The organism is Enterobacter sp. Y17 (assembly GCF_019730495.1).
GTDB classification, from domain to species: domain Bacteria; phylum Pseudomonadota; class Gammaproteobacteria; order Enterobacterales; family Enterobacteriaceae; genus Enterobacter; species Enterobacter asburiae_B.
The window spans coordinates 640,908-664,292 of record NZ_JAASKP010000001.1; the positions used below are offsets into that span (position 1 = coordinate 640,908).

Here is a 23,385-nt window from a genome sequence, read left to right on the forward strand (position 1 = left end):
GAAGGATGATGTCGTGCTTATCTTATTAGGTTACCTGGTAGTTCTCGGTACAGTTTTCGGCGGTTACATGATGACCGGCGGGCACCTTGGAGCACTCTATCAACCGGCTGAACTTATTATCATCGGCGGTGCAGGGGTAGGGGCTTTTATCGTTGGTAACAACGGTAAATCGATCAAGGGCACGCTGAAAGCGATTCCGTTGCTGTTCCGTCGCTCGAAATACACCAAAAGCATGTATATGGATCTGCTGGCACTGCTCTATCGCCTGATGGCGAAGTCGCGTCAGCAGGGCATGTTCTCGCTTGAACGGGATATTGAAAACCCGAAAGAGAGCGAAATTTTTGCCAGCTATCCGCGAATTCTTGCTGACGCCATGATGCTGGATTTCATCGTCGACTATCTGCGACTCATCATCAGCGGCAACATGAACACCTTCGAAATCGAAGCGCTGATGGACGAAGAGATCGAAACCCACGAAAGCGAATCTGAAGTGCCGGCCAACAGCCTGGCGCTGGTCGGCGACTCGCTTCCGGCATTCGGCATCGTTGCTGCGGTAATGGGCGTGGTTCACGCCCTGGCCTCGGCAGACCGTCCGGCAGCCGAGCTGGGTGCGCTGATTGCCCACGCGATGGTGGGGACTTTCCTCGGTATTTTGCTGGCGTACGGCTTCATCTCTCCGCTGGCGAGCGTTCTGCGCCAGAAGAGTGCGGAAACCACCAAAATGATGCAGTGCGTGAAGATCACGCTGCTCTCTAACCTCAACGGTTACGCGCCACCGATCGCGGTTGAGTTTGGCCGTAAAACGCTTTACTCCAGCGAGCGTCCGTCGTTTATCGAGCTTGAAGAACACGTGCGTGCGGTGAAAAACCCAAACCAACAGACGACAACTGAGGACGCATGAAAAACCAGTCCCATCCGATCGTCATCGTAAAAAAACGCAAGCACAAGGGCGGCGGGCATGGCGCACACGGCTCGTGGAAAATTGCGTACGCCGACTTTATGACCGCAATGATGGCGTTCTTTCTGGTGATGTGGCTGATCTCCATCTCCAGCCCAAAAGAACTGATCCAGATTGCCGAATATTTCCGTACGCCGCTGGCAACGGCGGTGGCCGGTGGGCCGCGTATCTCTAACAGCGAAAGCCCGATCCCGGGCGGCGGCGATGATTACACCCAGCAGAAGGGTGAGGTGAAAAAAGAGCCGAACATCGACGAGCTGAAAAGAAAGATGGAGCAGGCGCGTCTGAAGAAACTGCGGGGCGATCTCGATCAGCTTATTGAAGCGGATCCGAAGCTGCGCGCGCTGCGCCCGCATCTGAAGATCGACCTGGTGCAGGAAGGGCTGCGTATTCAGATTATCGACAGCCAGAACCGCCCAATGTTTAAAACCGGAAGTGCGGAAGTCGAACCGTACATGCGCGATATTCTGCGTGCCATTGCACCGGTGCTGAACGGCATTCCTAACCGAATCAGCCTGTCAGGACACACGGATGATTTCCCGTACGCCAGTGGGGAGAAGGGATACAGCAACTGGGAGCTTTCTGCCGATCGTGCCAACGCCTCGCGTCGCGAGCTGGTGGTAGGTGGGCTTGATGATGGCAAGGTACTGCGCGTAGTCGGCATGGCCGCAACCATGCGCGTTTCCGACCGCGGGCCGGATGATGCCATCAACCGTCGTATCAGTCTTTTAGTGCTGAACCAGCAGGCGGAGCAGGCCATCCTGCATGAAAACGCCGAAAGTCAGAATGAGTCACTGGACGATTTAAAACAGCCTGGGGCCGTTCCTTCGGCTGCCGTTCCAACATCGCCACCAGCCAATCCGAGGTGATAGCGTGAGCATGGATATTAGCGATTTTTACCAGACATTCTTTGATGAAGCCGACGAATTGTTGGCCGATATGGAGCAACACTTGCTCGATTTGGTGCCCGAAGCACCGGACTCCGAGCAGCTCAATGCCATCTTCCGTGCGGCGCACTCTATTAAAGGCGGAGCCGGAACGTTTGGATTTACCATCCTGCAGGAAACGACCCATTTAATGGAAAACCTGCTTGATGAAGCGCGACGCGGTGAGATGCAGCTCAATACCGACATTATCAACCTGTTTTTGGAAACCAAAGATATTATGCAGGAACAGCTCGACGCCTATAAAAGTTCGGCAGAGCCTGATGCCGCCAGCTTTGAATACATCTGCAATGCGCTGCGCCAGCTCGCCCTGGAAGCAAAAGGTGAGGTCGCTGCAGCCGTTGTCCCTGCGGCGAAACTGAGCGTTGTCGATGCGGTTGCTGCCGACGAGGCCGCGCCAGCCGCTGCACAAGCGGGCAAACTGCGCGTTGTGCTGTCACGTCTCAAAGAGAATGAAGTTAACCTGCTGGAAGAAGAGCTGGGTAACCTGGCGAAGTTAAGCAACGTGGTAAAAGGCAAAGACAGCCTTGCCGCGACGCTTGATGACGGTATTGGCCAGGACGATATCGTGGCGGTACTGTGCTTTGTGATTGAAGCTGACCAGATCGCCTTCGAAACCGAAACGCCCGCGGTTGACGCCCCTGCCGCTGCGGAAGAGGTGGCCGTTGTCGCTCAGGCCGCCGCACCGGCTGTGGCTCCTGCGGCTCCGGCGCTGAAGGCAGTGCCAAAAGAGGCCGCGGCACCTGGCCGCGGTGAGAAACCTGCCGCCCGCTCCAGCGAGTCAACCAGCATCCGCGTTGCGGTTGAGAAGGTCGACCAGCTGATTAACCTGGTTGGCGAACTGGTGATCACCCAGTCGATGCTGGCCCAGCGTTCTAACGAACTGGACCCGGTCACGCACGGCGATCTGATCACCAGCATGGGCCAGCTGCAGCGTAACGCCCGCGACCTGCAGGAATCGGTCATGTCCATCCGTATGATGCCGATGGAATATGTCTTCAGCCGCTTCCCGCGTCTGGTTCGCGACCTTGCCAGCAAGCTGAATAAACAGATTGAACTAACCCTGATGGGCAGCTCAACCGAACTGGATAAGAGCCTGATCGAGCGCATTATCGACCCGTTAACGCACCTGGTGCGTAACAGCCTCGACCACGGTATCGAACTGCCGGAAAACCGCATTGCCGCCGGAAAATCCCCGGTCGGTAACCTGATCCTCTCTGCTGAACACCAGGGCGGGAACATCTGCATCGAAGTGACCGACGACGGCGCGGGTCTTAACCGCGAGCGCATCCTTGCAAAAGCGATTTCGCAGGGGATGGCGGTCAATGAAAACATGACCGACGAAGAAGTGGGCATGCTCATCTTCGCGCCGGGCTTCTCTACCGCAGAGCAGGTGACCGACGTGTCCGGACGCGGCGTAGGCATGGACGTGGTGAAACGTAACATCCAGGAGATGGGCGGCCACGTTGAGATCCAGTCTAAACAGGGTTCTGGCACCACCATTCGCATCCTGCTGCCGCTGACGCTGGCGATCCTCGACGGCATGTCTGTCAAAGTGGCGGACGAAGTCTTTATCCTGCCGCTGAACGCCGTGATGGAATCCCTGCAGCCGCGTGAAGAAGATCTGCATCCGCTGGCGGGCGGCGAGCGCGTGCTCGAAGTGCGCGGTGAGTACCTGCCGCTGGTGGAGCTGTGGAAAGTGTTCGAAGTGGACGGGGCGAAGACAGAGGCCACGCAGGGCATCGTTGTGATCCTGCAAAGCGCGGGCCGCCGCTACGCGCTGCTGGTCGATCAGCTGATTGGTCAGCACCAGGTGGTAGTGAAGAACCTCGAAAGTAACTACCGCAAAGTGCCGGGTATTTCTGCCGCCACCATTCTGGGTGATGGTAGCGTGGCGCTGATCGTCGATGTGTCGGCGCTTCAGGGATTAAATCGTGAACAACGTGTGGCGTACACAGCCGCCTGATTAAGTAGAAGGTAATAACATGACCGGTATGAGTAATGTAACGAAACTGGCGGGCGAGCCATCAGGGCAGGAATTCCTGGTATTCACTTTAGGCGATGAGGAGTACGGCATCGATATCCTGAAAGTGCAGGAAATCCGTGGTTACGACCAGGTTACCCGCATCGCTAACACGCCTGCTTTTATTAAAGGTGTCACCAACCTGCGTGGCGTCATTGTGCCAATCGTGGACCTGCGCGTGAAGTTCAGCCAGGGCGACGTTGACTACGACGACAACACCGTGGTGATCGTTCTGAATCTGGGGCAGCGCGTGGTAGGTATCGTGGTGGACGGCGTATCTGATGTGCTTTCCCTGACCTCTGACCAAATTCGTCCTGCGCCGGAGTTTGCGGTCACGCTGTCGACCGAATACCTGACCGGCCTGGGCGCGCTCGGCGAGCGTATGCTGATTCTGGTGAACATCGAGAAGCTGCTGAACAGCGATGAGATGGCGCTGCTGGATATCGCCGCGAGTCACGTAGCGTAGGTAAATGCAAAACGGCAACCCAGGTTGCCGTTTTTTGTGTTTGCTCCCTCTCCCTGTGGGAGAGGGCAGGGGTGAGGGCATCAGGCCTCACCCTTTTTTTCACCTTACGCTTCCTGCTTTACCAGCTCAGCTTCAGCTTCCGCTTCCCGCGCGCCTTCATTCTGTGACAGCATCGCAGTCGCGATCCCATTCCCCAGCACGTTAATTGCGGAACGGCCCATGTCCAGGAAGTGGTCGATCCCCATCAGCAGCAGAATCCCCGCCACCGGAATATTAAAGCTCGGAATGGTTGCTGCCAGCACCACCAGTGAAGAACGCGGTACGCCGGCTATCCCTTTCGACGCCAGCATCAGGGTCAGCATCAGCACCGTCACTTCAGAGAAGCTCAGGTGAATGTTGTACGCCTGAGCGATAAACATCGAGGCGAAAGAGCAGTACACCATCGAACCCACCAGGTTGAAGGAGTAGCCAATCGGCAGAACGAAAGAGGCGATGTTGCGCGAGCAGCCAAAGCGCTCCAGCTGCTCCAGCGTTTTCGGGTAGGCGGCTTCAGAGCTGCTGGTGGTAAACGCCACCAGGACCGGATCTTTCAGCATGCTGACCAGGCGAAACACCTCTTTTTTCAGCACCATGTAGCCCACGGCCAGCAGCACCATGCAGGTGAGAAGAATGGCAACATAGTAGCCGCCAATAAAGGAGGCGTAGTTCAGCAGAATGCCCAGACCCTGCGTGGCAATGACGGATGAAATCGCCGCGAAAATGGCCAGCGGAGCAACGTACATCACGTAACCCGTTACCTTCAGCATGATATGGGAAACCACATCCAGCGCGGCCACCAGCGGCGCGTTGAATTTCTGCCCCAGCGACGCGCCGCCGATGCCGAAGAACATCGAGAACACCACAATCTGCAGGATCTCATTGTTCGACATCGCCCCCGCGATACTGGTCGGAATGGTGTGCGACAGGAACGCTTTCAGCGTCATGCCGCCCACGGCCAGGCCGGTATCCACCGCTTCTGTCGGAACCGTCAGGTTCAGACCGCTTCCCGGATGCTCCAGCGTGACGATAAACAGGCCAACCAGGATAGAGAGCACGGATGAGCTGATAAACCACACCATCGCTTTGCCGCCAACGCGGCCAATGGTGGAGGTTTCGCCCAGCTTCATAATGCCGACGGTGAGCGTGCTGAAGACCAACGGTGCAATGACCATTTTGATCAGGCGGAGGAAAATATCGGTCAGAAGGGTAATATTATCCGACCAGGCTTTGATGGCATCCGCAGATGCATACTCATGAATTGCTGCCCCTGAAAGAATACCCGCCAGCATGAATATCACGATGAAGAGTGTGAGTTTGTTTGCACTTGCCACGAAAAAAGATCCTCTATGCGCTTCAGATGTGGCCCGCGTCGATACATATAAATTTTTTATTACGATGCGGGAAATTATTCGGCACATAAATTGACGCAAAGTGTAGGGGGATACAACTCCTTTTTAATTTTTATTAATTTTGTTGTTAATGTGCTGACGATATATTGTGATCGTCGTCACACTTTAATGGATATATTCTCCCCGGATAGAATGAAATTGCTGCCTGAATTGATTTAACTTGCTGTTATTTATAAGAAAGTTGAGTCAATAAGACATATGCCTTATGCGTTAAGGGTCGGGTGGTCGAAGCGATATCCGTAAACTAAATTCTCAATAACCCCCTCAGAGGAACGTTAAGCGGGGCTAACATCTTGAACGACAAAAATAAAATGTGGCAAGGGAACGGAGACGTCTTCTGGAGGGTGGTAAATGAAAAGAAAACTTCTTTTGATCTGCGCAGGCACCTTACTGGCTGCGACAACGGCCCATCAGGCGCTGGCCGTCACCAGCAGCGGCACCATCGGTGCAACGCTGACGCTGACAAACGGGTGTCTGATAAACGGCTCGCCCGCGCAGAGTGGTATTAACTTCGGTACGCTCGATTTCGGTACCCATCCGGCAACCTTTTCCACGCTTACGACGCAGCTGAGCGGCGCCAGCGGCGGAAACACCTTCACCATTCAATGTACGACCGCCAGCTATACGGTCGCGATCACCGGTAATACCCACTCCACCGCGCCCGGCTCGGTTGTCGGTTCGCCGGGCACGCCTGAACGCTATCTGGTGAATACGGCCAACGCGGCACAGGGCGTGGCTTACAGCCTGTACAGCGACAGCGGGTTTAACACCGTGATTGCCAATAACGCCGCGCTGCCGATCGCGTCTACGGCCGGAGGGGTGGACAGTTACACCCTCTACGGACGGATTACCGGCGGCGGTAACAGCGTGACGGTCGTTCCGGGAACCTACACCGACACGATTAACGTCAGCGTCACCTACTAGTCCCGAACCGCCATGAAGGCATCTCTCACAGGTCTGCGCAAACGCGCAGAGGGACGCGTGCAGCCTTTTTTCGCGCTGATCGTCGGATTGCTCACGATACCCACGGCGGATGCGGTGACATCCCAGTCGTTTAAGGTCAGCGCGACGATTGTCCCGGGATGCGCGGTGGCCACCGGTAGCGGAGGGCTTCTCGGTACGCTGGATTTTGGCAGCCATAACGGCGTCGAGAGCGCGCCGGTGAGCACTAGCTTTGTGCCAAACGGGGCGTTGTCCATCGCCTGTACGCCAGGCGTGGCGCTGAGCATGAGCATTAATGGCGGTCAAAATTATTCATCCGTTCGCCGCATGAAGCGCGCGAACGGCGTCGATATGGTGCCATACCGGCTCTACAGCAGCAGCTCGCTGGCCGCGAACAGCGAAATTGGCGTCAACCAGGCGATAGCGGTGACCTATACCAACAGCAATAACATCGCGCTGCCGCTTTTTGGCGTGGCGCTACTGACCGGGTTTAGCCCGGCGGGAACCTATTCCGATCAGCTCACCGTGACCTTGTCATGGTAATAAAGGGAGAGTGTTGATGAAGCCATTTTTCAGACCGGTTTGTCTGGCGGGCGCGTTGGGAATGGCGGTTGCTGGCCAGGCGCAGGCGGCGGCCACCATCCTGCTCTGGCCCATCGATCCCTGGCTTGCTGCAGACGCCAACGCCACGGAACTGTGGATCCAGAATCAGGGAAACAGCGCCACGACGATGCAGGTTCGCATCGTGCGCTGGAAGCAGGAGGACGGACACGAGCGCTATACCGCGCAGCAGGACGTGGTCGCCAGCCCGCCCATCGTCACGATTGGCACAGGCAACAAGCAGCTTATTCGCCTTATCAAACAGGCTTCAGTTCCCGCAGGGGTCGAACAGGCCTATCGTATTATCGTCGATGAAATTCCCCAGCCAGATGCCAAAGCCGAACCCGCCATCGGCCTGAAATTGCAGATGCGTTACTCCATCCCTCTGTTCGTATATGGACAGGGGATCCCGACCATCAAAGAGGGCGCGCATCACGCGCTGGCGGAGACCCAAAACCTGAGCTGGCGGGTGACGCAGGCGGAGGGAAAGCCTGCGCTGGAGGTCAAAAATCGGGGTGATGTTCACGTCAGGCTGAGCCAGGTGGCGCTGGAGCAGGGCGGTCAGAAACGCACGGTGGCGGAGGGATTGCTGGGTTACGTCCTGCCGGGCAGCACCCGCAGCTGGCCTATACCCGCTAGCGTTCGTCAGCCAGAGCGGATGAGCGCGCAGATTAATGCCAGGGACGAACAATGGCAGTCGACGCCCGTCAACTGAAGCCGGCGATGATGATACTGCTATGCGTCAGTTCAGCGACCCTGGCCGGGCCCGGCGACGACAGTTTACCGCCGCCTCCCCAGGCACAGGCGATAAATGATGAAGCGGTTTTCCAGCTGGCCATCGTGGTCAATCACTACGATACCGGCCTGGTCGTGCCCGTGACGCAGCGTAAAGGCGCTTTCTTTATCTCCAGCGCCGATTTGCTGCGCGCGGGGCTGCCCCCGGCGCACGTTCCCACCGGCGAGGTAAATCTCTCCTCGCTTGCTCAGGCTCGGGTGGAGTACGACAGCGCCGCGCAGCGCCTGCTGCTTAACGTTCCCCGCGACTGGGTGACGGCCCGCGTGACGCCTTTCAGCGCGCAAGCGGCGCAGGCCAAACCGCACTACGGGCGCGGGGCGCTGCTGAATTACGATCTCTACACCAACCACACGGAACATATCGGCGGTCAGGCGTCGATCTGGCATGAGTTCCGCTACTTCAACGAGAACGGCTCGTTTTCCTCGACCGGTTACGCGCGGGAAAATTTCACCGGTAACGACGGACAGCAGGAAGGGTATGTCCGCTATGACACGACCCTGCTGTTCACCAACGAAGATGACGCGATGAGCTGGAGCGCCGGGGACGTGATCAGCGATGCCCTGAGCTGGAGCTCCAGCGTGCGGATGGGGGGGATAAGCGTCGGGCGGGATTTCTCCCTGCGTCCTGACCTGGTGACATGGCCGCTGCCCGAGTTCGCGGGGGAAGCCGCGGTACCCACTTCGGTCGATCTTTTTATCAACGGCTATCGCTCCGGCTCAACCCAGCTTCAGCCGGGCCCCTTCACCCTGACTAATCTGCCCTATATCAACGGCGCCGGGGATGCGGTGCTGGTCACAACGGATGCGCTGGGGCGCCAGGTAAGCACCACGCTACCGTTTTACGTCACCAGCGACCTGCTCAAACAAGGGCTGAGCGACGGCGCCGTGACGCTCGGCAGCCTGCGGCGTAATTACGGCATCAAGAATTTTGACTACGGTCCGGCAGCCGGCAGCGGCTCGTATCGCTACGGGATGACGGACTGGCTAACCCTCGAGGGCCACGCGGAAGGGGCGCAGGAGCTGGCGCTGGGCGGCGCGGGGACGGTGATAAAACTCGGCCAGTTTGGCGTGGTGAATACCTCTTACTCGCAAAGCCGCATGCGCGGTGATGCGGGCGGGCAAATCAACTGGGGTTACCAGTACAGTACCAGCGAGTTTAGCGTCGCCACCCAGCACACGCGTCGCGACCGCGGCTTTGGCAATCTGGCCCTTTACGATCAGCCGACGGTATATGACGAAAACGATAAGCCCATCGCCAGCTTTAGGCGTAATACGGACCAGTATTCGCTGACCTTCAATCTGGGACGGTACGGCAATATCGGTGCGGCCTGGATCGGCGTGGAGAGTTTTGACAGCCAAAAAACCGAGCTGCTCAATCTCTCCTGGAGCCGAAACCTGTGGGGAGCGAGCAGTATTTACCTGGCCGGCAGCCGGGATCGGCAGCGGGGAGACTGGACGGTCGCGCTGTCGCTGCAGGTGCCGCTGGGGGCGCGCGACAGCGCTGCCGTCACCGTTGAAAACACCCCGGATGCAGGCAGTACCCAGCGCATTAACTACAACCACTCCATGCCTTCTGACGGTGGGTTCAGCTGGAACATGGCCTGGGCCAACCAGTCAAGATCCAGTGATTATCAACAGGGTACGCTGGGCTGGCGCAATAACAACATCGAGCTGCAGGGCGGCGGCTATGGCGAAAGGGATACCATGACCTGGTGGGGCGAGGCGATGGGCGCCGTTGTGCTGATGGACGGCGAGCTGTTCGCGGCGAATAAGATCAACGATGCGTTTGTGGTCATCAGTACCGACGGCCACCCGGACGTGCCCGTCAGCTATGAGAACCAGCCCGTCGGTAAAACCAATAACAACGGCTACCTGCTGGTCAGCGGGGTGTCAGCGTATTACCCGGCAAGCTACCGGATTGATACTTTGAATCTGCCGGCGGATACCCGTCTGAAAGAGACCGAGCGGCGGATCGCGATTCGGCGTCACAGCGGCTATCTGGTCGATTTCCCGATGGAGCAGGAGAGGGTGGCAAGCGTTATTCTGCATGACGCGCGCGGGAAGGCGTTGCCGGTGGGAAGCCAGGTTCGACGCGCCTCGCGCAGCAATGCGGTGGTGGGGTATGACGGCATCGCCTGGCTGGAAAATCTCAGCGATGTGAACCCGCTGGAGGTGATTGCACCTGACGGGAGGCGCTGTAAGACTACCCTGACCGTGGGGGCCAATCCGGAGCACAAGCTGAAAACCTACGGGCCGCTGGTTTGCCGGGAGGAGCCATGACGCGCCTGCTGCTATTCATCCTGCTGCTGTTCTCCGGCGGCGGCTGGGCGGCGTGTACCGTCAGTACGGTTAATGCGTCGTTTGGCAGCGTCACCTCGTTCGCGCTTAGCGGAACCGGAGAAGTTCAAACCACCGGCACGCTGGTGGTGGCCTGCGATGCCGTACTGAATCTGCTGACCAGCGACTCGGTAACGCTGACCTACACCGCGGCATCTGTCTCGGGCAGCAGCCGGGCCACGATGAAACGCACGGATAATGCGGCCATCACCGACGCGATCCCCACCCGGCTGTGCGGATTATCGGGATGCGCGAGCAGCAGCGAGGTACAGATAAGTAAATCGTATACCTGGAGCGGGAGTACCCTGCTGGGGTTGCTGGGGTCAAAGCAGTACAACATTCCGCTCTATTTCCGCACCGTCGCCGGGCAAAACGTCACTGCCGGGCCATATCAGGTGCAGTTAACCTTCAGCATTAACTACAGCGTCTGCTCCGTCGGCGCGCTCGGCATTTGCACAATCAATCAGACGGGAACCGCGACAACCACCATCCTGCTGGATATGACCGTTACCAACGACTGCAGCGCCATGACCACGCCAGATGTGAACTTCAACAGCGCGCCGCTGGTGCAAAGTTTCCCCACCGTCTCGCAGGCGATTGCCGTCACCTGTACCAAAGGAAGTTCGTATACCATCGGCATTAATAACGGTGCCAACGCGCTGAACAACGTGCGGCGGATGGTGAGCGGCAGCAACGCCATGAGCTACGACATCTATAAGGAAGCCACCGGTAACCGCTGGGGCGGCAGCGGCAGCGAGCGCTGGTCCAGCGCGGTATCGTCCCAGGTCAGTACCGACGGTTTACTGCGCACCTACAACTACACCGCGAAAGTCCTGACCAATCAGGCCACGCCGCCCGCCGGAACCTACACCGACACGCTGATTGTCGACGTGGCGTTTTAACCCCGCGCTTTTCCCTTTCGCAAATGTAAAGTTCCTGTGGGCTGTGCCGATAACACCGTTAATAAATCTATGAGAAGGTGTTGTATGTTGAACCGTATCCGCGTTGTCACAATGCTCATGATGGTGCTGGTCATTTTCGCACTTCTTCAGCTCATCTCCGGCGGGCTTTTTTTCTCGTCATTAAAACAGAACCAGGACAGCTTCGCGGCCTCGAACGATCTCCGCCTGCAGCAGAGTGAACTCACGTCGACGTGGGATCTGATGCTGCAAACGCGTATCAACCTGAGCCGCTCGTCCGCGCGCATGATGATGGACCCCAACAATCAGCAGAGCAGCGCGAAAACCGATCTGTTGAAAAATGCCCGTGCCACCCTCGCTGACGCCGCGAAACATTACGACGCCTTCAAAAAGATCGCCCCGCAGCCTGCTATGGAGCAGGTGAGCCAGAATATCGATGAAAAATACAATGCCTACCATACCGGCCTGACAGAGCTGATTCAGTTCCTGGAGAGCGGCAATATGGACGCCTATTTCGCGCAGCCAACGCAGGGGATGCAAAACGCACTCGGCGCGGCGCTGGGGGAATACGCGAAGGTCAGTGGCGATCTCTATCACTCGGCCTTTACGGCAAGCCAGAATGACTACCGCTTTGCAAAATGGCAGATGGCCGTGATGGCGCTGGCGCTGGTCATTGTGCTGGTCGCGGTCTGGTACGGCATTCGCCATATCCTGCTGAACCCTCTCGGGCGCGTCATTGCCCACATTCGTGAAATTGCCGGCGGTGACCTGACCAAAACGCTGACCGTTTCCGGGCGCAATGAGATCACCGAGCTGGCAAACAGCGTTGACCATATGCAGCGTTCGTTAATCGAAACCGTCGCGAACGTGCGCAACGGGTCGGAGGCTATCTACACCGGCACCAGCGAAATTGCGATGGGGAATAACGACCTCTCATCCCGTACCGAGCAGCAGGCGTCCGCCCTGGAAGAGACGGCCGCCAGCATGGAGCAGCTCACCGCGACCGTGAAGCAGAACGCCGATAACGCCCGCCAGGCGTCTCAGCTGGCGGAAAGCGCCTCCGAGACGGCGCAGCGCGGCGGCCGCGTGGTGGATGGCGTGGTGAAAACCATGCACGAAATCGCCGACAGCTCGAAGAAAATCGCCGACATCATCAGCGTTATCGACGGCATTGCCTTCCAGACCAACATTCTGGCGCTGAACGCCGCCGTGGAAGCGGCGCGCGCGGGTGAACAGGGGCGCGGGTTTGCCGTGGTGGCCGGAGAAGTGCGCAACCTGGCCAGCCGCAGCGCCAACGCGGCAAAAGAGATTAAGTCCCTGATTGAAGATTCCGTCTCCCGCGTGGATACCGGCTCCGTGCTGGTGGAAAGCGCCGGGGAGACCATGAATGACATCGTGAATGCCGTCACCCGCGTGACGGACATCATGGGGGAAATCGCCTCTGCGTCCGATGAGCAGAGTCGTGGTATCGACCAGGTTGCCCTGGCGGTATCGGAAATGGATCGCGTGACACAGCAAAACGCCGCGCTGGTGCAGGAGTCCGCTGCGGCGGCCGCTGCTCTGGAAGACCAGGCGAGCCGTCTGAAGATGGCCGTCTCGGCGTTTCGTCTCGCTTCACTCGCTGGAAACACGGTCACCCCGCAGGCGACGTATCGCGTGCCAGCCGCTGAATCGGCTGTAAACCGTACGCGCACCGCGACGACCGGACAAGATGAAAACTGGGAAACATTTTGACTGACAATTAAACCGCGGCTGCTTGCCGCTTGATGGGAGCGTGGATGTTAAATCGTATTCGTATCTCGACCACACTGTTTTTGATTCTGATCCTTTGCGGTGTGTTGCAGGTTGGCAGTAACGGGTTGTCTTTTTGGGCGTTTCGCGATGGCTATCAGAATTTGCAGGAAGTTGAGGCGAGTAATCAGCAGCGCTCCGCACTGGCACAAACGCGTGCCGTGCTGTTGCAGGCAAGCACTGCGCTGAACAAGGCGGGAACCTTAACCGCGCTGAGTTATCCGCCGGATGACATTAAAGCGCTGATGGCGACCGCGCGCGACAGTCTGAAGCAGGCTGACGCACAGTTTAAAGCCTTTACGGCGCAGGCCGCCGACAGTGAGAAAGAGAAAGCGCTGAAGGCCGCCATGAAGACGAACTTTGAGCAGTGGTACAGCGATCTGGACCACCAGGCGACGTGGCTTGAGAACAACCAGCTTTCGGACTTTATGACCGCACCGGTTCAGGCGTCTCAGGCGGCGTTTGACGGCAGCTTTAACGCGTGGCAGCAGGATATTAACCAGTCTGTTCAGCGTGCCGGTGACCAGAGCCGTCAAAGCTATCACATGTCGGGCATCATCTTTGCCGTGGTGGTGATTCTGGCAGGGCTGCTGACCGGCGGGGCGCTGCTCTGGTCGCGCAGAATGATCGTGCAGCCGCTGGCGATTATCAGCAGCCACTTCGACAGCATTGCGAAAGGGGACCTGGCGCGTCCGGTGGCGGTGTTCGGCAAGAACGAAATTTCGGCGATCTTTGCCAGCCTGAAGGCGATGCAGGGATCCCTGCGGGAAACGGTGAGCGACGTGCGGCAGGGCAGTTATGCCATGCACAGCGGGATCTCTGAGATTGCGGCGGGGAACAACGATCTCTCGTCCCGCACCGAGCAGCAGGCGGCCTCGCTGGCGCAGACGGCGGCCAGCATGGAGCAGTTAACCGCGACGGTAGGCCAGAACGCCGATAACGCGCGTCAGGCGTCTGACCTGTCAAAACAGGCGGCGATGACGGCGAAGAAAGGCGGCGACCAGGCGTCCCATGTCGCCAGCACCATGCAGGAGATTGCCACCAGCTCGCAGAAAATTGGTGACATCATCAGCGTGATTGACGGTATCGCGTTCCAGACCAACATTCTGGCGCTGAATGCCGCCGTGGAAGCGGCGCGCGCCGGTGAGCAAGGGCGCGGGTTTGCGGTGGTGGCGGGGGAAGTACGTAACCTGGCGAGCCGCAGCGCCAACGCGGCGAAAGAGATTAAGGTGCTGATCGAAGAGTCGGTTTCGCGCGTTCAGCAGGGCTCAACGCTGGTGGATACGGCGGCGAAAACCATGCACGAGATCGTCACCTCCGTGACGCGGGTGAACGACATCATGGGCGAGATTGCCTCTGCGTCGGATGAACAGCGTCGCGGGATTGAGCAGGTTGCCCAGGCCGTCAGCCAGATGGATCAGGTGACGCAACAGAACGCCTCGTTAGTTGAGGAAGCGGCAGCGGCAACCGATCAGCTGGCCAGCCAGGCGGATCGTCTGACCGGACTGGTCGCGGTATTTAATGTGAAAGAGCACGTTGAAGCAGTAACAGAAGTCGGGCGGTCGCAGGCCGTGCCAGTTGTATCCTGAATGTAATTAAGAAGGCGCTATGACATCACCAATGCCCCCTGGGCAAACGTCATTATTGTTGCAGATGACACAGCGCCTCGCGCTGTCCGACGCGCATTTTCGTCGGATATGTCAGTTAATCTACCAGCGTGCGGGGATCGTGCTTGCGGATCATAAGCGGGACATGGTCTACAACCGTCTGGTGCGGCGCTTGCGTACGCTGGGGCTGGATGATTTTGGCCGCTATCTGAGCATGCTCGAGGCGAACCAGAACAGCGCAGAGTGGCAGGCTTTTATTAACTCGTTAACCACCAACCTGACGGCGTTTTTCCGTGAAGCTCACCACTTCCCGGTCCTCGCCGAGCACGCCCGCCGTCGCACCGGGGAGTATCGCGTATGGAGCGCGGCCGCCTCGACGGGTGAAGAGCCGTACTCGCTGGCGATAACCCTTGCTGACACCCTGGGCATGACGCCCGGACGCTGGAAAGTCTACGCCAGCGATATCGATACCGAGGTGCTGGAGAAGGCGCGTAACGGCGTGTATCGCCAGGATGAACTGAAAACGCTGTCGCCGCAGCAGCTGCAGCGTTATTTCATGCGCGGCACGGGCCCGCATGAAGGCCTGGTGCGCGTACGCCAGGAGCTGGCGAACTGCGTCGAATTCGCGCCCGTTAACCTGCTGGATAAGCAGTACAACGTGCCGGGGCCGTTCGATGCCATTTTTTGCCGTAACGTCATGATCTATTTTGATAAAACGACGCAACAGGACATTTTGCGTCGGTTTGTTCCGTTGCTCAAGCCTGACGGTTTACTGTTTGCCGGGCACTCGGAAAACTTCAGCAACCTCGCGCGTGAGTTTAGCCTGCGTGGGCAAACGGTATATGCGCTGAGTAAGGAAAAAGCATGAGTAAAATCAGGGTGTTGTCTGTCGATGATTCAGCGCTGATGCGTCAGATCATGACTGAAATTATCAATAGCCACAGCGACATGGAGATGGTGGCGACTGCGCCCGATCCTCTGGTAGCGCGGGATTTAATTAAAAAATATAACCCCGACGTGCTAACGCTGGATGTCGAGATGCCGCGCATGGATGGCATAGATTTCCTCGAAAAATTAATGCGGCTTCGGCCCATGCCGGTGGTGATGGTCTCCTCCCTGACCGGAAAAGGATCGGAAATCACCCTGCGCGCGCTGGAGCTGGGGGCGGTGGATTTTGTCACCAAACCGCAGCTCGGCATTCGCGAAGGGATGCTGGCCTACAGCGAAATGATTGCGGAGAAGATCCGCACCGCGTCGCGAGCGAAGCTTGCTGCCCATACGCCATTGGCCGCGCCTGCGACCCTGAAGGCCGGTCCCTTACTCAGCTCGGAAAAACTGCTGGTTATTGGAGCGTCAACCGGAGGAACAGAGGCAATTCGTCATGTACTCCAGCCATTGCCGCTTTCAAGTCCGGGTATTCTGATCACTCAGCATATGCCGCCAGGCTTTACCCGTTCGTTCGCCGAACGCCTGAACAAGCTGTGCCAGATCAGCGTGAAGGAGGCGGAAGACGGCGAGCGCGTGCTCCCGGGACATGCCTATATCGCCCCGGGCGACAAGCATATGGAGCTGTCGCGCAGCGGCGCTAACTATCAAATCAAAATTCATGACGGACCGCCGGTCAACCGGCACCGTCCGTCGGTGGATGTGCTGTTTCATTCGGTGGCGAAACATGCGGGGCGCAACGCCGTTGGGGTGATCCTGACGGGGATGGGCAACGATGGTGCCGCCGGAATGCTTGCAATGCACCAGGCTGGCGCCTGGACGATTGCGCAGAATGAAGCAAGTTGTGTGGTGTTCGGCATGCCGCGCGAGGCCATCAATATGGGTGGCGTGAGCGAAGTGGTCGATCTTAGCCAGGTAAGCCAGCAGATGCTGGCGAAAATCAGTGCCGGACAGGCAATACGTATTTGACTCAGGAGTATTATTTTATGGCGGATAAAGAGCTTAAGTTTTTGGTTGTGGATGACTTTTCCACCATGCGTCGCATCGTGCGCAACCTGCTGAAAGAGCTGGGCTTCAACAACGTTGAAGAAGCAGAAGACGGCGTTGATGCGCTGAACAAACTGCAGGCTGGCGGGTTTGGTTTTGTTATCTCCGACTGGAACATGCCAAACATGGACGGTCTGGAACTGCTGAAAACCATTCGTGCCGATGCCGGAATGGCGTCTATGCCGGTTCTGATGGTTACTGCAGAAGCGAAAAAAGAGAACATCATTGCCGCTGCACAGGCGGGCGCAAGCGGCTATGTGGTGAAGCCATTCACCGCGGCAACCCTGGAAGAGAAGCTCGGTAAGATCTTCGAGAAACTCGGCATGTGAGGTGATGGAAATGTTGCAACCTGCTATGAAACCCGTTGAAGAACACTCGCCGAGCGATATTATCGTCCGCATCGGCAGCCTGACGCGCATGCTGCGTGACAGCCTGCGTGAGCTGGGTCTGGATCAGGCGATTGCCGAAGCGGCGGAAGCCATTCCTGATGCCCGCGATCGTCTGGACTATGTTGTGCAGATGACCGCTCAGGCCGCGGAACGTGCGCTGAACAGCGTTGAAGCGTCACAGCCGCACCAGGATGCGATGGAAAAGGGGGCGAAAGCGCTGAGCAAACGCTGGGACGAGTGGTTTGAGAATCCTATCGAGCTGGCGGATGCACGAGAGCTGGTGACGGATACCCGTCAGTACCTGGGGGATGTGCCGGGGCACACCAGCTTCACCAACGCCCAGCTGCTGGACATCATGATGGCGCAGGATTTCCAGGACCTGACCGGTCAGGTGATCAAGCGCATGATGGATGTTATCCAGGAGATTGAGCGTCAGCTGCTGATGGTTCTGCTGGAGAACATCCCTGAACCTGCAGCCCGTCCAAAACGTGAGAACGAAAGCCTGCTCAATGGTCCACAGCTCGACGCCAGCAAGGCGGGCGTTGTGGCAAGCCAGGATCAGGTAGACGATCTGCTCGATAGCCTCGGCTTCTGATTGTTCTGATTACCCTCAGGCTGCGGCGTCAACCTGAGGGTAGTTCGGTTAGCGAAGATCCATCTTCACCGTCACGTTACCTTCAAAGCGGCCCGGGGCCGGAGAGGCATTGGTCGTGCTGACCGGTACAGCCTGAATTTTGACCACACCGTTTCCCTGCGCGTCCATCGTCACCGGAAACTCATAGGTCCCGTCCAGCGCGACGTTCTGACTGTGTTCATCATATACACGCACCCCGAGATCGTCTCTGTCCAGAAGTTTTGCAATGTACGGCGTACTGCTGTCCGCGACCCCCTGATCTGCGGTCAGCGTGAGCTTTATCCGGTCCGTGTTTCCCACTGCGTTATCATCACAGTGGTAGGCAATATCGACGTTTTTGATGGCATAACGTTTTGGCGGTTGCCCCTTGATGACGAATTGCTTGCTGACGATGCTGCCGAACTCAACCTCAATGGTGCTGCCTTCGTTGATAACGCAGCTTAGCGGCGCAGAAAGCGTGCCGCTAAACCAGATATCAGAGACCTGATCTGCCTGCCCGGGATCGCAGCTTCCCCCCGAGCCGAAATAAAGACAGGCATAGTTTTGCGCGACGATCGTCGAAGGGATCACCTCTTGACCCAGGATGGGTTTTTTAATGTGAAGAAGGATCGCCACGACGTTCCAGCGGAAATTACGCTTTACTGTAGCGGCGTTGCTCGGCTGGGTGCCACTACTGCAAACGTTGGCATCTCCCTCCGTTTTGGCGAGTGCATTCTCGCTAGTGTTACGCATATTAGCTCTGGACGTCGGGTATTCATTGACAGCTATCGGGGTCAAAGAAGTGCCGTCCGGAGAGTTGATTGCATCCGCATAGGCGGTGATATCGGCATCGATCTTTTCTGTCAAATAGCCGTATCCGCTTGTTCCCGGTTTCAACGGGCTTCCGGCGAAGGTTTTTTCATAAACCATGCTCGAAGAAAATATATTCCCGGGACAGCTGCAGTTGGCCACTATCACCGGGCCATTGCCGACCAGATGATTTGGCACATCATAGTCATGATTGGCGATATTTTCGCTGGACGAAAACTCATGATCGAACGTCGTGGTGTAGGCTTGCGGCGCACCGAAGCAGTCATGAAGTAAAGTCGCGGCCATGCTCGGGCTGGTTGCGGTCAGGCTCAGTGCCGTGGCCAATGAAGCCCAGACGGCCCGTTTCTTGAATATAGTTGTCATGTGCTTATTCCTGCTGACAAAGCTCGCTAACCGAGCGAATACCGTTAGGGCTTTCGGTTTGGTTGGCTGACTGTTGCGTAATGCTGGCGCGGCACTGTTGGCCCGTGCCGTTGCCCCACTTCACGGTGAGCTGCGCGGTCTCTCCAATGCCTGACAGATAGACGGTGCTGGTTTCATCGACAATGCCGCTCATCACCGGGTCGCTACTGGTCGCGATGGCGCCGAACGGAACGGGGAGACCGTTTGGACGCTTCAGGGTGACCAGCATCCGGTAGCCTGTGTGGGCATCAAATCTGGCCAGCACCGCCGCGTTGCGCGAGGGAATGACGGTGATGGCGGTATCGCTGCTGTCCACATTTTCCGGCAGGCTCGAGGTATCAATACGAATATTGTTCTCCTGGTACGGAGTGAGTGATGGAATGACCGCGTTACCCTGCCAGTCGGTCTGAATACCCCGCTGGTTCAGGAAACGGACGCCGGAAGCGTCGTTGGCGTTGACGATAGCAAACTGGCTTCCTAAAGGTTGAGCCAGCGTGATGCCCTGAGGATGGGCAACAATAGCGCCGCTAATGCCGTAGTTAAGCTGCTGAGAGTGATCGGTGGAAGCGTAATATCCGGTGGTCAGATTGGCGTATTGCGAACGGTAGCTGCCATAGACGCTGCTGATATCTTCCCCGTCGTGGTTGGAGTGGCTCTGCTGCAACGAGTAGCTCAGACGCTCATCCTCCAGAAGCGTGCCGTTGAGGCCCACGTTTTGCCGCGTATAGCCATTTTTAGTGTTGCTGATGTTATAGCTACTCCAGGCGCGTGGCAGCCATCTGGCGAGAGGAATGCTAAATCCCAAAGAGACCATCCTGTCAGACTCGTCGCCGTTGGTTTTGCTGTACGTATAGGCAATGTGATAGCTCGTGCCGGCAACAACGGTATTGAATCCCAGAGACAGGCTGCGCTCTTTTTTAGAGGTGCCCCAGTAATCCTGCTGATAACCGTTAAGATACAGACTCACCCCAGCAACGGTTTGGCTAACGCTGGCCTGAATGCGGTTGCGTTTATTGTAACGAAACTGCAGATCGTCTTCGTGAGCGTCAAGTTTTTGGTTGGCGTCGGCAAAGCTGTAATACCCGCGGCTGGAGTATCGGTAGCTGCCGAGGCTGAAGTTGGTATCGGTCGAATCCAGTTTACCGGTATAAAGCAAACGCCATGACTGGCCGGAATGCTGGCTGTTATCGTCTAGCCGGGTATCGGCCATGGTAACGTCAGCGGACAGCGAGCCCAGCGGCCCGAGCGCCAGACCGGCACCGGTATTGGCTGCGTTATAGTCTTTCGAGAGCGTCAGCCCTCCAAACCAGGTGAGAAGGTTATTTAAACCGTAAATCATGCTTCCCTGGAAAAAATCGGGTTCCTTTTGGTCGCTCCCGCTTTCAGCACGATAACGGCCTGCTGTCATTTCGTACTTCATACGCCCAGGCCGCAGCATAACCGCGATACTGGAGTAGGGCTGCGTAAAGCGATGCTCGGTGCCGTCAGCCTCTTTCACCGTAACGTCCAGATCGCCGCTGTTGGTCGTGGAGTAGAGATCGTCGATTTCGAACGCGCCCGGCGCGACATTTTGCTGATAGATGAGGTAGCCATTCTGGCGCACCGAGACTTCCGCATTTGAACTGGCGATGCCGCGTATGACAGGGGCATAGCCGCGTTGGCTGTAGGGAAGCATCTCTTCATCCGACGCAAGGTTAACGCCCCGGTACTGTAAGCTATCAAATACCTCGCCCCGCGTGTTGCTTTCTCCGGCCGTGAACTGTGCCTTGAGGGCGTCAACGTCATGCTGGAGGAAGGTATTGATGTTTTCCCACAGGTTTTCATTCTCTGAATTGCTCCACGTTGAATAGTTGCGCACTCGCCAGCCACCCATGTTGGCGCCGGTGCGCAAATTCAGATACTGACTGGTGGCGCTGTTGTCGCCGCTCTCCTGATTTTTTGATCCTGAGAAAGCGTAGTCACTGAACAACACGGGGACACCGTCGTCCCAGCGCGAAGGATCGATGTAATCGCGACCGGTACTTCTTAACGCGGCCTGAGGAATACTCAACGCTAATGTCATGTTTGAAAAATCAAGCCGCGCGGAGGCCTGGGGGATATAGTTGCTGATATCTTTAGGCAAAGCCTTATTGGCGGGTAACGCAAGCAAGGCGGGATACTGGTCGATAGCAACCCCCCATGCCCGCAGCATATCCGGTGTGAGCTGCGGTATCAGTGACCCTTCCGGCGAGCTGACGTAAGCGATACTGGTGGTGCTCAGGCGGTGTTCGTTCACCTGCACTCGTGAAGAATAGGTGCCGGGTAGCTGAGCATTCGACTTTGAAAAGAGTGAAAGGTCGATATCCTGCTGGGCCAGCATGTCTCCTTCAAGCGATGAGGGAGAGAAACGATACTCACGGGCCAGCGTCGAGAAGCTCGCGATGAGCAAGACACCGCCAAGGCAGCGAAGAAGCGGATTCGGTCTAAAGAGCCGCTCGTATGACATATCATTACGTCCTGTCATCATCGCGGTCTTTTAATCCTGCGCCAGGGTGGCGGTATATTTTTCGGAAGCATTGCCGTAATCGGTTATGCAGCGCCAGGTGACGCTCGTTCCCTGAGCATTGTCAGGGAGAGGAATGTCAGCGCGGGATTTAGGGGCAACCATGTCGGCTTTCTCCACTTTGTGCGCTCCCAGCGCAAGTGAATCAAAGACGCTGTAAAACGCCCCCTCGTTGATGACAGTGAGCAGCTGACCATGACGCGCGAAGCGCAGGTTTTTGCAGGATTCAGAGGGCGTACCGCTCAGTCCGACAGGGCGCCAGAACAGTTTCAGACGCGTTTTATAGATTAACCGCAGGACGTTTTTGTCTCCCTCATCCGTAGCCGTGGCAGGAACGGTTCGTACGTTCATATAGAACAGAGACTCTTTATCGCCTGCTAAGGTTGTCCCGTTCCAGGTAATACGCAGGCTTTGCTCTTTTTGCGGATCGAGCCGAAAGAGAGGCGGTGTCACGATAAACGGTCCGTGCGTTTTGCCATCACCAGTATCCGTCCATGACTGTATTAACCATGGAAGCTCTTTATCATTATTTTGTAAGGGCAGAGCAACTTCCTTTTTCGCGGCATCGTAGATTATGCGTGTGCGACCGATCTGAATACCTGCTGCGTGACAAAAGGTGCTCGCAATAACAGGAATGCATAATAAGACCCGGAGTAAAATGCGCATGGTGAAACCTTTAATAAAGGAGGTTGAAGGGAAATGATAATAGTCCGAGTCCGGACTATTATCAGATCATGACTCCTTAAACGTCATGACGCCTAAATATATATATTATGAATATCAGTAATACGATTATTAACGGTAAAGAATATTTACCGTCATATCAGCATCTGCTGGACCGGCGGTAACCGCATCTGCAAATGATTTATAGCGGGCATTAAAATCAGCTTTAATCGTATCTTCGGATTTTGTCGCCAGTTCGATATAGATCTGCCCTTCAGCGCCGTCCATCGTGATGAGCTTATCATCTTTACCCGCCGGGCTGACGGCAATGCCGATACCGGTGGCCGCGGTTTCGCCCGTGGTAGTAATTTTACTGACGTCCAGCAGCGTCTTGGTCTTGGTCAGGGTCGTTGGGCCGTTAAAGGTCAGCTGAACAGCCGGAAGCCCAGCGCTTGTTAACGGGCAGTTCGCCAGCGTAATGGAGAACTCCGTAAGTGCGGTCTCCTTCCCAACGGTATTAAACAATGATGTAGGATAGGTACCCAGTGGGATAGTACTGTCCGTGCCGTCGTCACCCTGAATGGTACAGCTTGATTCGATAATTTCACCCGTAAAGTGAATAGTGCCGGCATTCATTTCTGCGGCGAAACCATTCATCGACAGTGTTGCAAGGGCTAAGCCCGCAATAATATTCTTTTTGAAATCCATATTAAATGTCCCTTTAAGTAAAAAGAAATATCTGGCATACATTTTGCTTTCTGGTGAAAAGTAAATTATGTCGTATGAAATTATAACATTTAATTTTCTGCTGGTAAGGTAGTCTCAGGATTAATGTTATATAGATTTATCCATTTTTGGATTATGTGGGGGAATGATTTATATGGTTTCGATTGCTGTGAATTATTAAATTTACATAGTTATATCATTCCTGCAATGCCGGGAGGTTAAAATCGACGGTTATGTTAATTTTCTTTCGGGATATTTTAGAGTGAATGTTCTTTAAAACTGCGCTTAATTCATTTTGTAATATGAAACACATCACAAAAGCTGGAGAATGTTCGTTCGAACATTCCTTGCCCTTTTTTCCCTAACCCGAATTGCAGAGGGGGGCTTAAACAGGAT

The 23,385-nt window shown here is 56.4% G+C and carries 20 protein-coding genes; 15 read left to right on the forward strand and 5 right to left on the reverse strand.

Going from position 1 to position 23,385, the window contains the following annotated elements:
• Window positions 1-13: 13 nt before the first annotated feature.
• The 4 genes from motA to cheW are packed head-to-tail and all read left to right on the forward strand — an operon-like array spanning window position 14 to window position 4,391.
• The gene (gene motA, locus HCH49_RS02930) at window positions 14-901 is read left to right on the forward strand and encodes a flagellar motor stator protein MotA (protein ID WP_008500417.1); all 888 of its coding nucleotides are present in this window, start codon (window positions 14-16) and stop codon (window positions 899-901) included.
• Entirely contained in the window at window positions 898-1,827 is a 930-nt protein-coding gene (gene motB / locus HCH49_RS02935; RefSeq protein ID WP_032658606.1) for a flagellar motor protein MotB, read from the forward strand. The genes motA and motB overlap by 4 nt, the downstream gene beginning before the upstream one ends.
• 4 nt (window positions 1,828-1,831) lie before the next feature.
• Window positions 1,832-3,868 (forward strand): chemotaxis protein CheA, encoded by a 2,037-nt coding sequence (gene cheA, locus HCH49_RS02940; RefSeq protein ID WP_094935637.1) that lies wholly within the window; start codon window positions 1,832-1,834, stop codon window positions 3,866-3,868.
• Window positions 3,869-3,887: 19 nt separating this feature from the next.
• The gene (gene cheW / locus HCH49_RS02945) at window positions 3,888-4,391 is read left to right on the forward strand and encodes a chemotaxis protein CheW (RefSeq protein WP_023312262.1); all 504 of its coding nucleotides are present in this window, start codon (window positions 3,888-3,890) and stop codon (window positions 4,389-4,391) included.
• A gap of 104 nt (window positions 4,392-4,495) precedes the next feature.
• On the opposite strand, the gene HCH49_RS02950 is transcribed toward cheW, so the two are convergent.
• Window positions 4,496-5,761, reverse strand: coding sequence for a dicarboxylate/amino acid:cation symporter (locus HCH49_RS02950; protein WP_033145875.1), 1,266 nt, complete (start codon window positions 5,759-5,761; stop codon window positions 4,496-4,498).
• A 429-nt stretch (window positions 5,762-6,190) separates the two neighbouring features.
• Here HCH49_RS02950 and HCH49_RS02955 point away from each other — a divergent pair, with 429 nt between their 5' ends.
• From HCH49_RS02955 to cheZ, 11 genes are all read left to right on the forward strand, one after another.
• A complete protein-coding gene (locus tag HCH49_RS02955; protein WP_023312260.1) occupies window positions 6,191-6,763 on the forward strand; it encodes a spore coat protein U domain-containing protein in 573 nt (190 codons plus the stop codon).
• A gap of 12 nt (window positions 6,764-6,775) precedes the next feature.
• On the forward strand, window positions 6,776-7,324 hold the full coding sequence (locus tag HCH49_RS02960) for a spore coat U domain-containing protein (protein WP_214538492.1): 549 nt from the start codon (window positions 6,776-6,778) through the stop codon (window positions 7,322-7,324).
• A 16-nt stretch (window positions 7,325-7,340) separates the two neighbouring features.
• A complete protein-coding gene (locus tag HCH49_RS02965) occupies window positions 7,341-8,096 on the forward strand; it encodes a molecular chaperone (RefSeq protein WP_221702148.1) in 756 nt (251 codons plus the stop codon).
• Window positions 8,072-10,456 (forward strand): fimbria/pilus outer membrane usher protein, encoded by a 2,385-nt coding sequence (locus HCH49_RS02970; RefSeq protein ID WP_221702154.1) that lies wholly within the window; start codon window positions 8,072-8,074, stop codon window positions 10,454-10,456. Before HCH49_RS02965 ends, HCH49_RS02970 begins: the two co-directional genes overlap by 25 nt.
• The gene (locus HCH49_RS02975; RefSeq protein ID WP_069303012.1) at window positions 10,453-11,415 is read left to right on the forward strand and encodes a spore coat protein U domain-containing protein; all 963 of its coding nucleotides are present in this window, start codon (window positions 10,453-10,455) and stop codon (window positions 11,413-11,415) included. Before HCH49_RS02970 ends, HCH49_RS02975 begins: the two co-directional genes overlap by 4 nt.
• Window positions 11,416-11,499: 84 nt before the next feature.
• Window positions 11,500-13,167 (forward strand): methyl-accepting chemotaxis protein II, encoded by a 1,668-nt coding sequence (tar, locus tag HCH49_RS02980; RefSeq protein WP_064672730.1) that lies wholly within the window; start codon window positions 11,500-11,502, stop codon window positions 13,165-13,167.
• Window positions 13,168-13,211: 44 nt separating this feature from the next.
• Window positions 13,212-14,813, forward strand: a complete 1,602-nt coding sequence (gene tap, locus HCH49_RS02985) for a methyl-accepting chemotaxis protein IV (RefSeq protein WP_221702155.1) — start codon at window positions 13,212-13,214, stop codon at window positions 14,811-14,813.
• 19 nt (window positions 14,814-14,832) lie between these two features.
• A complete protein-coding gene (cheR, locus tag HCH49_RS02990; protein ID WP_023312253.1) occupies window positions 14,833-15,699 on the forward strand; it encodes a protein-glutamate O-methyltransferase CheR in 867 nt (288 codons plus the stop codon).
• Window positions 15,696-16,745: a chemotaxis response regulator protein-glutamate methylesterase gene (locus HCH49_RS02995; RefSeq protein WP_029741783.1), complete on the forward strand. Its 1,050-nt coding sequence runs from the start codon at window positions 15,696-15,698 to the stop codon at window positions 16,743-16,745. The genes cheR and HCH49_RS02995 overlap by 4 nt, the downstream gene beginning before the upstream one ends.
• Before the next feature lie 17 nt (window positions 16,746-16,762).
• Window positions 16,763-17,152: a chemotaxis response regulator CheY gene (gene cheY, locus HCH49_RS03000; RefSeq protein ID WP_008500431.1), complete on the forward strand. Its 390-nt coding sequence runs from the start codon at window positions 16,763-16,765 to the stop codon at window positions 17,150-17,152.
• Window positions 17,153-17,162: 10 nt separating this feature from the next.
• Entirely contained in the window at window positions 17,163-17,807 is a 645-nt protein-coding gene (gene cheZ / locus HCH49_RS03005) for a protein phosphatase CheZ (protein WP_023312251.1), read from the forward strand.
• A 48-nt stretch (window positions 17,808-17,855) separates the two neighbouring features.
• On the opposite strand, the gene HCH49_RS03010 is transcribed toward cheZ, so the two are convergent.
• The 4 genes from HCH49_RS03010 to HCH49_RS03025 form a co-directional block, all read right to left on the reverse strand.
• Window positions 17,856-19,019: a fimbrial protein gene (locus tag HCH49_RS03010; protein WP_033145867.1), complete on the reverse strand. Its 1,164-nt coding sequence runs from the start codon at window positions 19,017-19,019 to the stop codon at window positions 17,856-17,858.
• A 4-nt stretch (window positions 19,020-19,023) separates the two neighbouring features.
• Complete coding sequence (locus HCH49_RS03015; protein WP_260454020.1) at window positions 19,024-21,564, reverse strand: fimbria/pilus outer membrane usher protein; 2,541 nt, start codon at window positions 21,562-21,564, stop codon at window positions 19,024-19,026.
• A gap of 9 nt (window positions 21,565-21,573) precedes the next feature.
• Window positions 21,574-22,266 (reverse strand): molecular chaperone, encoded by a 693-nt coding sequence (locus tag HCH49_RS03020; RefSeq protein WP_087822791.1) that lies wholly within the window; start codon window positions 22,264-22,266, stop codon window positions 21,574-21,576.
• A 129-nt stretch (window positions 22,267-22,395) separates the two neighbouring features.
• A complete protein-coding gene (locus HCH49_RS03025; RefSeq protein WP_310590834.1) occupies window positions 22,396-23,013 on the reverse strand; it encodes a fimbrial protein in 618 nt (205 codons plus the stop codon).
• Window positions 23,014-23,385: the final 372 nt, after the last annotated feature.